Below are 13,752 nucleotides of genomic sequence, written 5' to 3'. Positions count from 1 at the left end.
TTGGAATCGCAGCATTTGTCGTAGAACAAATAAAATTAGTAGATACAAGGAGGATTATAAATGACAACACTATTGAACAAAACAAGGAAATTGAATAAGATATTACAAAAATCAGGAACAGAACCGGTAGTCTTTGATGATATATGTAAGTTATTAAGCGAGGTTTTAGGCTGTAATGTTTATATTATAAGTAGAAAAGGAAAAATATTGGGATATGATTTTCCAGATGGTTTTGAATGTGATACTGTTAAAGACAAGGTAATTAGTGAGATGAGATTCCCTGAACATTATAATAATAAATTATTAAATGCCCGTGAAACTATTCCAAATCTATCCAATCATGGAGTTTGTGTATTTGAAGATGGAAGTCCCTGCAACCTAGATAATAAAATTACAACTATAGTTCCCATAGTTGGAAATAGAGAAAGACTGGGAACGCTGCTGTTAGCAAGTTTTGGACAAAAATTTGTGGATGAGGATCTCGTACTGGCAGAATATAGTGCTACTATAATAGGACTTGAGATATTAAGGTCTAAAAATAACGAGATGGAAGAGGAAGCTAGAAAAAAAGCTGTAGTTCAGCTGGCAATTGGAACACTTTCTTATTCAGAATTGGAAGCAGTAGAACATATATTTAGTGAATTGGACGGAAATGAAGGTTTGCTGGTAGCTTCTAAAATAGCAGATAAAGTTGGAATAACCAGATCTGTAATTGTAAATGCGCTGAGAAAGTTTGAAAGTGCTGGAATTATAGAATCCAGATCACTTGGAATGAAGGGAACTCATATCAAAATATTAAATGATAAATTACTGGATGAATTGAAAAAAATAAAGTAGCAGGAATTAAATTGGTTTTTTTGTTGAATAGACGGAATTGTTATGATATACTACAAAAGGTAGTAAAATACACACATTATCTAATTCATAATAAGGTGCCTTTAGGTAGTTTGTGAATATGAGGATAATGGAGGTAAAAACCTAGGAGGGAAAATAAATGTCGATTATTTCTATGAAACAATTACTGGAAGCAGGTGTCCATTTTGGACATCAAACAAGAAGATGGAATCCTAAAATGGCTCCCTATATTTTTACGGAGAGAAATGGAATCTATATAATAGATTTGCAGAAAACGGTGAAGAAAATTGAGGAAGCTTATGAGTTCATAAAGGAAATTACGGCGGAAGGAAAGGATATACTGTTTATAGGCACGAAGAAGCAGGCCCAGGAAGCTATTGAGGAAGAGGCAAAAAGATGCAATATGTATTATGTGAACAACAGGTGGCTTGGCGGTATGCTCACTAATTTCGTTACTATAAAGACCAGGATAGGAAGATTAGAGGAACTGGAAAAAATGGAAGAGGACGGTACATTTGAGGTTCTTCCTAAAAAAGAAGTTATAAAGCTAAAAAATACCAAGGAAAAACTAGAGAAAAATTTGGGCGGAATCAAGAATATGGATGCTAAAAATTTGGGAGCATTATTTGTTGTAGATCCGAGAAAAGAAAAAAATGCTATATCAGAGGCTAAGATCTTGGGAATCCCTGTGATAGCTATAGTTGATACAAATTGTGATCCTGATGAGATAGATTATGTCGTACCAGGTAATGATGATGCTATAAGGGCTGTTAAATTGATTACTTCTAAAGTAGCGGATGCTGTAATGGAAGGAAGACAGGGAGAACAGTTAGCAGAAGAAGAATAGATTTTAGGATCAAATACAGATATGAGAGGAGTTGAAAAAACCGCTATTTGGAATAAGGTGAGCTTAGTGGGCTTGATGTGTAATTCCATGGTTTGTAGTTTTTTTGAAAATAGCGGAATATATTTATGATAACTGCACAAATGGTGAAAGAACTGAGAGAAAGAACTGGAGCAGGAATGATGAACTGCAAAAAAGCTTTGCAGGAAGCCAATGGTGATGCTGAAAAAGCCGTTGAAATATTGAGGGAAAAAGGGTTATCTGCTGCAGCCAAAAAATCCGGCAGGATAGCGGCTGAAGGATTGGTTAAAACCTATGTTTCAGAAGATGGAAAGACTGCATCGATAGTGGAAGTAAATTGTGAAACTGATTTTGTAGCAGTGAATTCAGATTTTGTAAACTTTGTAGACAATTTATCAAAGCAGATAATTGAGTCTAATTCTTCTACTGTGGAAGAACTACTTGAAGAGAAGTATAGGGCGGATGACAGTAAAACTGTTAAAGAGACATTAATAGCCTTAATCTCAAAATTAGGGGAGAATATGGCTGTTAGAAGATTTAGAAAGTTTTCTGTTTCGGATGGACTGATTGGAAGCTACATCCACGGCGGCGGTAGAATAGGAGTTCTGGTAAAACTGGAATGTGACAAACAGAACGAAATTTTAGAGGAAGTTGCGAAAGATGTGGCTATGCAGGCAGCTGCTACAAATCCATTGTTTTTGAATAGAGATTCTGTGGATGATGCTACTTTAAATAAGGAAAAAGACATATATAGAGCTCAGGCATTGAATGAGGGAAAACCTGAAAAAATTGTGGATAGGATCATCAATGGAAAAATTAAAAAATATTATAAAGAGAACTGTTTGATTGAACAGATTTGGGTCAAAGATTCCGATTTTACTATTGATAAGTATGTTAAGAGCAAATCCAGGGAAATTGGAGCACCAATAAAAGTTTCTGATTTTGTCAGATTTGAAAAAGGTGAAGGAATAGAGAAAAAGAAGGAAGATTTTGCCGAGGAAGTTCGTAAACAGATGGAAGGTAAATAGTTGCTGAAAAGAGAACACTGGGTGTTCTCTTTTTTTAGAATGTGAAAATTTGTAAATTTTGAGTTTTAAGTTTCACTTATGATAATTTGGAGGTATAATATATATGAGTTCAGCTAAATACAGGAGAATAATGCTTAAACTTTCAGGGGAAGCTCTTGCAGGGAAAAAGGGTTATGGAATAGATTTTAATGTAATGAAAAATATATCCATTGAAATAAAGGAAATCGTGGCTATGGGAGTGTCAGTGGGAATTGTAGTTGGCGGTGGAAATATATGGAGAGGCAGAAGTGGAATAGGAATGGACAGGACAACAGCCGATTATATGGGAATGCTTGCTACATGTATAAATGCACTGGCACTTCAGGATTCACTTGAAAATTTAGGAGTGACAACCAGAGTGCAGACAGCTATAGAGATGAGAGAAGTGGCTGAGCCGTTTATAAGGAGACGCGCAATGAGACACTTGGAAAAAAACAGAGTTGTCATATTTGCAGCAGGTACTGGGAATCCTTATTTTTCGACAGATACTACGGCATCACTCAGGGCGGCGGAAATAGAAGCAGATGTTATACTTCTTGCTAAAAAAGTGGATGGTGTGTATGACAAAGATCCACATAAGTACAGTGATGCAAAAAAATTTGACAAATTGACTTATATTGAAGTGCTTGAAAAGGGACTTCAGGTAATGGATTCTACAGCTACATCCCTTTGTATGGACAACAATATACCTATTTTAGTATTTGGTCTGGATAATCCGGAAAACATAAGAAAAATCGTGGCTGGAGAAAAAATTGGCACTATTGTTTGTAAAAAATAAAATGAGGAGGTATTTTGTATGATTAAAGATACTTTGAAGGATGCAGACAGAAAAATGGGGAAAACTATAGAATCTTTGAAAAGAGAACTAGCTTCAATGAAAGCTGGAAGAGCTAACCCTGCTATATTGGACAGGATAGAGGCAGAATATTACGGGAAAATGACTCCCATAAATCAGATGGGAAATATATCTGTTCCGGAAGCCAGGATGCTTGTGATACAACCATGGGATAAAAATGCATTAAAAGCTATCGAAAAGGCAATATTAAAATCCGATTTAGGTATAAATCCATCCAATGATGGAGAGGTTATAAGACTTGTTATACCTGAGTTGACGGAAGAAACCAGAAGGGAACTGGTTAAAAAAATAAAGAGATCAGGGGAAAATTCCAAAGTGGCTATAAGGTCAGTGAGAAGAGACGGCAATGACAAATTTAAGGAACTTAAGAAAGAAAATGATATTTCGGAAGATGAAATAAAAAAAGCTGAAGCTGAGATACAAAAGAAAACTGACAGATTTATAAAAGATATAGATGATATAGTTGAAAAAAAGGAAAGGGAAGTTATGTCATTATAATAAAATTTTAAAGGCCTGCCATATATCAGGTTTTTTATCAAGTGATTTTAATGAATGGAGACATATCTATGTTAAAATTTTTTAATAATAGTCAGAGAGAACGTGAAAATGAAGATATATCTATTGATTTGAATAATATTCCCAAACATATAGCTATTATAATGGACGGAAATGGGAGATGGGCCAAGGAGAGAAATCTACCCAGAGTGGCGGGGCACAAGGCAGGAGTAGAGGCTGTAAGAGAGATTGTAAAAGAATGCAGTACCTTGAAGGTGAAATATCTTACACTTTATGTATTTTCAACTGAAAATTGGAAAAGGCCTGTGGATGAGGTAAGTGCACTTATGAGCCTCCTCGCAGAATATCTGAAGAAAGAATTTAAAGAATTGAATGATAATAATGTGATAATAAATTATATTGGAGATATATCTAAATTACCGACTATATGTCAGAGAGAGCTTATTGCGTCCCATAAAGATACTAAAAATAACACTGGATTGACACTGAATCTGGCATTGAACTATGGGGGTAGGGCTGAGATAACCAGAGCTTTTAAGCTTATGTATAAAGATATAAAATTGGGTAAAATAAGTGAAAAGGATATAAATGAGAATATGATATCGAATTATATGTATACTAAAGATATGCCTGATCCCGATCTTATAATAAGACCAAGCGGAGAACAGCGCCTGAGCAATTTTCTCTTATGGCAGTGTGCTTATTCCGAATTTTGGTATTCAAATATAAAATGGCCGGATTTTAGGAAAAAACATCTCTATAGGGCTATTTATGATTATCAAAACAGAGATAGAAGGTTTGGAGGAATAAAATAGTACTTAATTGTAAATTGTAAATTGAAAATTACATATTGTGGAGGTGGATAAGTGAGTAACAGGTATTTAGGGGCAGCTACACTCATACCCTTTATTCTGATTTTGTTTTTAGGCGGAATTTATTTGAAATATGGTATTATGATTCTTTCAATTATGGGAATGTATGAATTTTACAAAGTTGTAAGAAAAAAAGGTATAAATACTGTAAATATAATAGGATATTTGATGTGTATAGCATATTATATCATGGCAGTGAATAGGGGAATAAACTATAAATTTATATTTTTTATTGTACTGATTTCAATATTCCTGTTATTGTGCATTCCTGTTTTGAATCCGGATTATGATTTCATAGACATAGCGTGTACTTTATTTGGCTTTTTATATGTGGCCGTATTTTTTAGTTCTGTGGTTTTGGTAAATAATATGTCCTATGGAAATTATCTTGTGTGGATTATATTCATATCTGCCTGGGTGTGTGATACGGCAGCCTATTATACAGGTAGATTTTTGGGAAGGAGGAAACTTTGCCCAAAAGTGAGCCCCAAAAAAACCGTAGAGGGATCCATCGGGGGAATATTGGGAAGTATAATTATCTGTACACTGTTTGGATTGTTTGCCATAAGAAAAGGCGTACCCATTGCACTGCATCATTATACTATAATGGGGGTGCTGTCCGGAGTTTTATGCCAATTCGGTGATCTGGCTGCTTCTACAATAAAAAGATCTGCAAAAGTAAAAGATTACAGCAATTTAATACCTGGACACGGCGGTATACTGGATAGATTTGACAGCATACTTTTTTCAGGGGTAGTAATATTATATTATTTAATGTTTATAGTGTCTATTTAGTAAGAGAAGTATATTTTATATGCTTCTCTATTATTTATTTTATAGGGTAAATATGGTATAGTTGATCATGTTAAAATCCAATTCAATTTTTGGTATGATTTAAAATAAGGAGTTGTTATTTATGAAAAAAATTTCAATACTTGGGGCTACGGGCTCTATAGGAACTCAAACCCTGGATGTATTGAGAAAAGATAGAGAAAACTTTCAGCTTATTGGAGTATCTGCAAATAGTAATTTTGAAAGACTTCTGAAAATAGTAAAGGAATTTAGGCCTTCCTATGCAGTACTGACTGAAAGGGAAGCTTATTTAAAATTTAGAGAATACTTTAAAAACGAAAATGTCAGTTTAAAAATATTATTTGGCAAGGAAGGATTGAACACTATAGCAAGTTTGCCTCAAGTTGACATGGTGGTTACCTCTATAGTTGGGATGTCGGGACTTATTCCAACTATAAAGGGCATTGAGTCGGGAAAGGATATAGCATTGGCCAACAAGGAAACTCTTGTGGTAGGGGGAAAGCTTGTTACAGAACTTGCAAAAAAGAACAATGTGAATCTGATACCTGTGGATTCAGAACACAGTGCTATTTTTCAGTGCCTTCAGGGAAATAAGCACAGTGATGTAGGAAAACTTATCATAACTGCTTCCGGCGGACCTTTTAGAGGAAGAGGGAGAGAAGAACTTTTAAATGTCACTGTACAACAGGCACTTAGGCATCCAAACTGGTGCATGGGGAAAAAAACAACTGTAGACTCTGCTACTCTTATGAACAAGGGTCTAGAAGTTATAGAAGCACACTGGCTTTTTGATTTCCCTTATGAGAAAATAAAAGTGGTAATTCACCCTGAAAGTATAGTCCATTCCATGGTGGAGTACAGAGATGGAAGTGTCATAGCACAACTTGCAAGCACGGATATGAGGCTCCCGATTCAATATGCCCTGAATTATCCTAAAAGGGGAAATGCCGCAGTGGACAAATTGGACTTTTATAATTTGAAAAAGTTGACTTTCGAGAAACCCGATATAGATACCTTCAGGTCATTGAAGTTGGCCTATGAGGCAGGAAAGATCGGAGGAACCATGCCTGCTATCTTAAATTGTGCAGATGAAGAAGCTGTGAAGCTTTTCCTTTTAAACAAAATTAAATTTTTGGATATAAGTTGTATAGTGGAGGAATGTATGAATAAATTTTCTTCTAAAGATGATTTTGAATTAAAGGATTTACTTTATATAGAAATAAAAGTCAAAGAATATGTAAAAACTAAATTCGGTAAATAAGAAATGTGATTGGGAGGAATAATTTTGTATATAATAGCAGCTATAATTGCCTTTGGACTATTGATTATAGTTCATGAATTCGGACATTTTATAATGGCAAAACTAAATGGGGTAAAGGTAGAAGAGTTTTCTGTAGGTATGGGTCCCAAACTTTTTGGAATAAAAGGAGGGGAAACTGAATATTTAATAAAGCTGCTTCCTATTGGTGGTTATGTAAGGATGCTTGGGGATGAGGGCAAAAGTGAAGATCCAAGAGCGTTCAACAACAAGAGTCCCGGAAGAAAACTCAGCGTTGTAATAGCGGGACCTATAATGAACTTTATACTGGGAATTATTTTGTTTTCAATCATAGCTTCTGCCAGGGGATATGTATCACCGGTGGTAAAAAGTACAATTTCAAATGAACCGGCAGCTGTGGCAGGCATTAAAGCAGGAGATAGGATAGTCAGGGTAAATAATTCTAAAATTTCAACTTGGCAGGATTTTGTAACTGAAGTATATACTGCAGAGGGAAATCCCATTAATATAACTTATGAAAGGCAAGGAACCTTGAGCCGTGCTAGATTAACCCCTATAAAAGACAAAAAGGAAAACAGATATATGGTTGGAATAGAAGGTACCATGGTAACCAGTCCTAATATCGGTCAGTCCATATCCTATGGATTCATAGAAACCAAGTCACTGATAAAGCAGACATTTACTTTTTTCAAGATTTTGTTTAGGGGCAAAGCTTCTATGAATGATGTGGGAGGTCCTGTAACCATAATAAAGATTTCTGGTGCAGCGGCCAAAGCCGGTATAATGAGTTTGCTTGCTTTTTCTGCCTATATAAGTATACAACTTGCCATATTTAATGTAATACCTTTTCCGGCATTGGACGGAGGATATATAATTTTGTTTTTGTTTGAAATAATAACCGGAAGAAGAGTAGACGATAATAAAGTTGGAATGATAAATTATGTGGGCTTTGCCATACTTATGGCTCTTATGGTAGTTGTAACCATAAAAGATATACTTTATCCTGTACAATTTTAGAAAATCAAATTATCATCCGGGGGTGAAACAAGTGAATAGGCTAAAAACTAGAAAGGTGAAAATAGGAGATATATTTATAGGAGGAAATTTTCCTGTAGCAGTGCAGTCTATGACTAATACGGACACGAGAGATGTGGAAACTACAGTGGCCCAGATAGATGAACTGAAGAGAAATGGCTGTGATATAGTGAGATGTGCTGTTCCGGATAAAGAAGCCTGCAGTGCACTTAAAAAAATCATTAAAAAGGTGGATGTACCACTTGTGGCAGATATACATTTCGACTACAAATTAGCTCTTGGTTCCATGGACAATGGTGTTTCAGCTCTTAGAATAAATCCCGGAAACATTGGTGATGCATATAAGGTGAGAGAAGTGGCTGCGGAAGCTGAAAAAATGAAAATTCCCATTAGAATAGGAGTGAATTCCGGTTCCTTAAAAAAGGATATTCTGAATAAATACGGAGGTGTATGTGCCAAAGCTCTGGTGGAAAGTGCATTGGAACATGTACGGATATTGGAAAATGTAGGATTTTACAATATAGTCATATCCATAAAATCCTCTGATGTTACTCAGATGGTGGAAAGCTATAGGGAAATATCCGGAATTGTAGATTATCCCCTGCATTTGGGGGTAACTGAAGCAGGCACTGTTTGGAGAGGAACTATAAAATCAGCTGTTGGAATAGGAACTCTCTTAATGGAAGGCATAGGAGACACCATAAGAGTATCTCTTACCGGAGATCCGATAGAAGAAGTAAAGGCTGGAAAAGAAATATTAAAATCCTGTGGCCTTCTGAAAGAGGGAATTGAATTTATATCTTGCCCAACCTGCGGCAGAACGGAAATTGATTTGATTGGTATAGCCAAAGAGGTGGAGACTAGGCTTTCAAATGTCCATAAGAATATAAAAATAGCTGTTATGGGATGTGCAGTAAACGGTCCTGGAGAAGCCAGAGAAGCTGACATAGGTATAGCAGGAGGCAAAGGAGAGGGGCTTATATTCAAAAAGGGAAAGATAATCAGGAAAGTTAGAGAAGAGGATTTGGTAGAGGCACTTATGGAGGAAATAGATAAAATTTGATTATCTGCCTTGTCAACTGTACATTGCTAACTGTACATTGTCAATTGTACATTGCTAATTGTATAAAGGGGGTATTTTGGGAATGAGCCTTGATGTTGTCAAAACTTTACAGAGGGACTTTAACTGTAATGGTAATAGTTTGGAAGAGAATATAGAACTTTTGAAAATACAGTACTTGAAAAAAAGCAATAAGTTGAAGGTAGTAGTAAAATCCAGAGAAAACTTAAATCAGGAAATACAAAATAGGATAAAAAATATAATAAATAAAAAACTCGGAAGTTCTTTTAATGTTGATCTCATATGTTATAGGGATATATCAAATGTATCCTTGAAAGAGATAAGTGAGAATTATTGGATTCAATTGGTGGATGTCATAAGTTCTTATATACCTGTTTGTAAGGAATTTTTACTAAAGTCCCCTAGAAAAGTAGAAAATGATGCAATTGAAATTTTTAGCGGAAATGAGTTCATATGTGGATTTTTGAAAAATAAAGGTATAGAAAAGCTTATGGGGAAAGGTATAAGCGATATATTTGGTGTGAATTGTTCCATAACATTAAATTATGATGAGAAATTAAACGTAGAGAATTATTTGGAGGAAAGTGAAAAAAAAGAAAAAAAGTATATAGCGGATATTTTAAATTGTAAAAATGTGAAAAATGAAAATTCCGATAATATACAGAGGTACAGACAAAATAAGAAATACGGTGGAAACTCACATAGAGAAACTGTGTCCAGCGGCGGTAATGTTATATTTGGTAGGAGCATAAGAGGTGATATTACCGACATACGCAGTATAACAGAAATTTCCAGATCAATTATTATAAAGGGCGAGATATTCAAAAGGGAGATTATAGAAACCAAAACTGGAAGGAAAATAATTGCTTTCTATATAACGGACTATACCAGTTCTATTATTGTAAAACTTTTTCCAAAGCCTAAAGATACGGACAGAATAATAGATGAGGTAAAAGAAGGTCTGTTTTGCATGGTCAGAGGGGAAGTTATAAACGACATTTATGCCAGAGAGCTGACTGTAATTGCCAGGGACATAGTCAAAGTCAAGAAAGTTGAAAAACTGGATAATGCACCTAAAAAGAGAGTTGAGCTTCATGTACATACCCAGATGAGTGCCATGGATGCAGTTAATTCTGCATCTAGTCTTGTTGAGAGGGCAGCCAGATGGAACCATAGGGCTATTGCCATAACGGATCATGGAGTTGTTCAGGCTTATCCGGAGGCTATGGAAGCTGCCCAAAAAAACAACATCAAAGTTATATATGGTATAGAATCCTATCTGGTGGATGATGGGATACCTATTGCTATAAATGGAGATGAAAGAACTCTGGAGGATGCTTATGTGGTTTTTGATATTGAAACCACAGGATTTTCCAGCATAAATGACAGCATAATAGAAATAGGGGCTGTGAAGGTAAAAAAGGGAAAAGTGGTAGACAGATTCAGCGAATTTGTAAATCCCGGAAAAGCTATACCCCAGCGTATCGTAGAACTCACGGGAATTACTGATGAAATGGTGTATAAATCCCCTGGTATAAGTAAAATACTGCCTAAATTCATGGAATTTATAGGAGATTCTGTGGTGGTAGCCCATAATGCCAGTTTTGATGTGGGATTTATAAAAAAGAACTGCGGCGATCTGAATTTAAAATTTGGGAATCCTGTCATGGATACCATCCCTCTCTGTAAATTTTTGTTTCCGGAACTTAAAAAATTCAAGCTGAATATAGTGGCGAAGCATCTGGGGGTATCCCTTGAGAACCACCATAGAGCAGTTGATGATGCAGGGGCCACCTGTGACATACTTTTAAAATGTTTTAAACTTTTAAGAGAAAGGGGAATATTCAATTTAGGAGACTTGAACAGAGAATTTTTGAGCAACATAGATGTAAAAAAACAAAATATGTATCATCTTATAATATTGGTTAAAAATCAAAAGGGACTTAAAAATTTATATAAACTTGTATCGGAATCTCATTTGAATTATTTTTACAAAAAGCCCAGAATGCCCAAAAGTCTGATAATGAAGTATAGAGATGGGCTCATAATAGGAAGTGCCTGTGAGGCAGGACAGGTGTACAGGGAAATACTCAGCGGCAAAAGCGATGAAGAATTGAAAGATATCCTGGACTTTTATGATTATTTGGAAATACAACCTATAGGAAATAACCAGTTTCTCATAAGAGAAGGGCTTGTTAAAGATGAAGAGGAATTGAAAAATATAAACAGAAAGATATGTGAATTGGGAAAAAAGAATAACAAACCTGTAGTGGCTACCTGTGATGTGCATTTCATGGATCCCAAGGATGAAGTGTTCAGGCGCATAATAATGTCAGGTCAGGGATATTCTGATGCTGACAATCAGCCTCCTCTTTATTTTAGAACAACAGATGAGATGCTTTCTGAATTTGAATATTTGGGCAGGGAAAAGGCGGAAGAAGTGGTTGTTGAAAATACCAACAAAATTGCAGATATGATAGGAGAAGTAAAGCCCATACCGGACGAGACATTTCCTCCTAAAATTGAGGGAGCGGAACAGCAGATAAGGGACATGACACTTAAGAAAGTACATTCTGTTTATGGAGAAAAACTTCCTGAAATTGTGGAAAAAAGGCTTAAAAGAGAATTGAGTTCCATAATAGATAATGGGTATGCAGTTCTCTATTTGATTGCGGAAAAGTTGGTGGCAAAATCCTATAAAGATGGCTATTTGGTTGGATCAAGGGGCTCGGTGGGTTCTTCTTTGGTTGCAACTATGTCGAATATAACGGAAGTAAACGGACTGCCGCCCCACTATGTCTGTCCAAAGTGTAAATATAGTGAGTTTTTTATGGATGGTTCTGTAGGTGCAGGTGCTGATCTGCCGGATAAAAATTGCCCCAAATGTGGTGAAAAGCTCAGAAAAGACGGTTATGACATACCTTTTGAGACATTTTTGGGATTTTCAGGAGATAAAGAGCCGGATATAGATCTGAATTTTTCAGGAAAATATCAACCTGTAGTTCATAAGTATACGGAAGTGCTGTTTGGAAAGGGCCACGTGTTTAGGGCAGGTACCATAGGTACTATAGCTGAAAAAACTGCTTATGGATATGTAAAAAAATATTTATCAGAAAAGGATATAGTGGTTCCGCAGGCTGAAATAGAAAGGCTCACGCGGGGATGCACGGGAATAAAGAGAACTACAGGCCAGCATCCTGGAGGAGTTATGGTAGTCCCAAGCGACAATGAAATATATAATTTCACACCTATCCAGCATCCGGCAGATGACAATGATACAGATGTGATAACGACTCATTTTGATTATCATTCAATAAGCGGGAGACTTCTGAAATTGGATATATTGGGACATGATGATCCTACGGTGTTAAGAATGCTTCAGGATTTAACAGGTGTTAACCCGAAGAGTATTCCCCTCGGGGACCCGAAAGTCATGAGCTTGTTTACATCTCCGGATGCACTCGGAGTTACAAAGGAGGAATTGGGATGCCCTGTAGGGACATACGGACTGCCTGAGTTTGGAACCAAATTTGTAAGGCAGATGCTGGTGGATACTCATCCTAAAACTTTTTCGGACCTGGTAAGGATATCCGGGTTGTCTCACGGCACTGATGTGTGGATAAACAATGCCCAGTACTATATAAAAGAAGGTTATACAGATCTTAAAGGATGCATAGCCTGCAGAGATGACATAATGATGTATTTGATTCATAAGGGTCTTCCTGCCAAAACATCTTTCACCATAATGGAAAAAGTCAGGAAAGGAAAGGGCCTTAAAGAGGAATATGAGAAGGAAATGAAAGCTCATGGTGTTCCAAATTGGTATATTGATTCCTGTAAGAAGATAAAATACATGTTTCCCAAAGGTCATGCCGTAGCCTATGTTATGATGGCGGTTAGAATAGCATATTTCAAAGTATATTATCCTAAGGCATATTATGCTACATATTTCACTGTGCGTGCTGATGAATTTGATGCGGATATAGTTGTTCAAGGAGAAGATGCCATAAAGAAAAAGGTAGATGAATTGTATGCCCTGGGGAATAATGCTACTCAAAAAGACAAAGGTCTGATTACCATATTGGAATTATGTTATGAGATGTATAAAAGAGGAATAAAATTTTTAAAGGTGGATTTGTATAAATCAAGTGCAACGAGATTTTTAATGGAGGATGAAGGTATAAGAATTCCGATAAATTCCCTTCCCGGAGTAGGGGAAAATGCTGCTCAAAATATAGTGGCGGCCAGGAAAAAAGGTGAATTTATTTCAAAGGAGGATTTGAGAATTAGAGCTAAAGTTTCCAAAACCGTAATAGAAACTCTGGATAAATATGGAACATTAAAGGGACTGCCTGAAACAAATCAATTGTGCTTGTTTGTGTAAATTGAGCCGTTTGACTTATAATTTATAAGCATATAAGCAAATTTTCTTGAAATAAAAAGTACAGTATGTTAAAATGAAAATGGTAAATCTACAGAAGTTATCATGACAGTTAAGAGTGGGTTTAAACCC

At 35.9% G+C, this 13,752-nt stretch carries 11 protein-coding genes; all 11 read left to right on the top strand.

What is annotated here, in order from left to right:
* Positions 1-60: 60 nt before the first annotated feature.
* The 11 genes from codY (at position 61) to AB8S09_RS00470 (ending at position 13,623) form a co-directional block, all read left to right on the top strand.
* The gene (gene codY / locus AB8S09_RS00520) at positions 61-837 is read left to right on the top strand and encodes a GTP-sensing pleiotropic transcriptional regulator CodY (protein WP_294180481.1); all 777 of its coding nucleotides are present in this window, start codon (positions 61-63) and stop codon (positions 835-837) included.
* A gap of 157 nt (positions 838-994) precedes the next feature.
* Positions 995-1,702, top strand: a complete 708-nt coding sequence (gene rpsB, locus AB8S09_RS00515) for a 30S ribosomal protein S2 (RefSeq protein WP_294180484.1) — start codon at positions 995-997, stop codon at positions 1,700-1,702.
* Positions 1,703-1,827: 125 nt separating this feature from the next.
* Entirely contained in the window at positions 1,828-2,748 is a 921-nt protein-coding gene (tsf, locus tag AB8S09_RS00510) for a translation elongation factor Ts (protein WP_294180485.1), read from the top strand.
* Positions 2,749-2,851: 103 nt separating this feature from the next.
* Positions 2,852-3,565: a UMP kinase gene (gene pyrH / locus AB8S09_RS00505; protein WP_294180487.1), complete on the top strand. Its 714-nt coding sequence runs from the start codon at positions 2,852-2,854 to the stop codon at positions 3,563-3,565.
* 18 nt (positions 3,566-3,583) lie between these two features.
* The gene (frr, locus tag AB8S09_RS00500; RefSeq protein WP_294180488.1) at positions 3,584-4,141 is read left to right on the top strand and encodes a ribosome recycling factor; all 558 of its coding nucleotides are present in this window, start codon (positions 3,584-3,586) and stop codon (positions 4,139-4,141) included.
* A gap of 68 nt (positions 4,142-4,209) precedes the next feature.
* Positions 4,210-4,974 carry an undecaprenyl pyrophosphate synthase gene (gene uppS / locus AB8S09_RS00495; RefSeq protein WP_294180490.1) on the top strand — a complete coding sequence of 255 codons (765 nt, stop codon included), beginning with the start codon at positions 4,210-4,212 and terminating at the stop codon, positions 4,972-4,974.
* 51 nt (positions 4,975-5,025) lie between these two features.
* Entirely contained in the window at positions 5,026-5,826 is an 801-nt protein-coding gene (locus AB8S09_RS00490; protein ID WP_294180492.1) for a phosphatidate cytidylyltransferase, read from the top strand.
* Positions 5,827-5,947: 121 nt separating this feature from the next.
* Entirely contained in the window at positions 5,948-7,105 is a 1,158-nt protein-coding gene (locus AB8S09_RS00485) for a 1-deoxy-D-xylulose-5-phosphate reductoisomerase (protein ID WP_294180494.1), read from the top strand.
* 24 nt (positions 7,106-7,129) lie between these two features.
* Positions 7,130-8,140: an RIP metalloprotease RseP gene (gene rseP / locus AB8S09_RS00480; protein WP_294180496.1), complete on the top strand. Its 1,011-nt coding sequence runs from the start codon at positions 7,130-7,132 to the stop codon at positions 8,138-8,140.
* Between the two features lie 31 nt (positions 8,141-8,171).
* A complete protein-coding gene (ispG, locus tag AB8S09_RS00475; protein ID WP_294180498.1) occupies positions 8,172-9,221 on the top strand; it encodes a flavodoxin-dependent (E)-4-hydroxy-3-methylbut-2-enyl-diphosphate synthase in 1,050 nt (349 codons plus the stop codon).
* A gap of 82 nt (positions 9,222-9,303) precedes the next feature.
* The gene (locus tag AB8S09_RS00470) at positions 9,304-13,623 is read left to right on the top strand and encodes a PolC-type DNA polymerase III (protein WP_294180500.1); all 4,320 of its coding nucleotides are present in this window, start codon (positions 9,304-9,306) and stop codon (positions 13,621-13,623) included.
* The last annotated feature ends 129 nt before the right edge of the window (positions 13,624-13,752 follow it).

Origin of the sequence: Clostridium lapidicellarium (assembly GCF_041224415.1) — a bacterium.
Taxonomy (GTDB): domain Bacteria; phylum Bacillota; class Clostridia; order Clostridiales; family Clostridiaceae; genus Clostridium_B; species Clostridium_B lapidicellarium.
The sequence above is the reverse complement of the archived record's forward strand: the minus strand, read 5'-3'. Positions and strand labels throughout refer to the sequence as shown.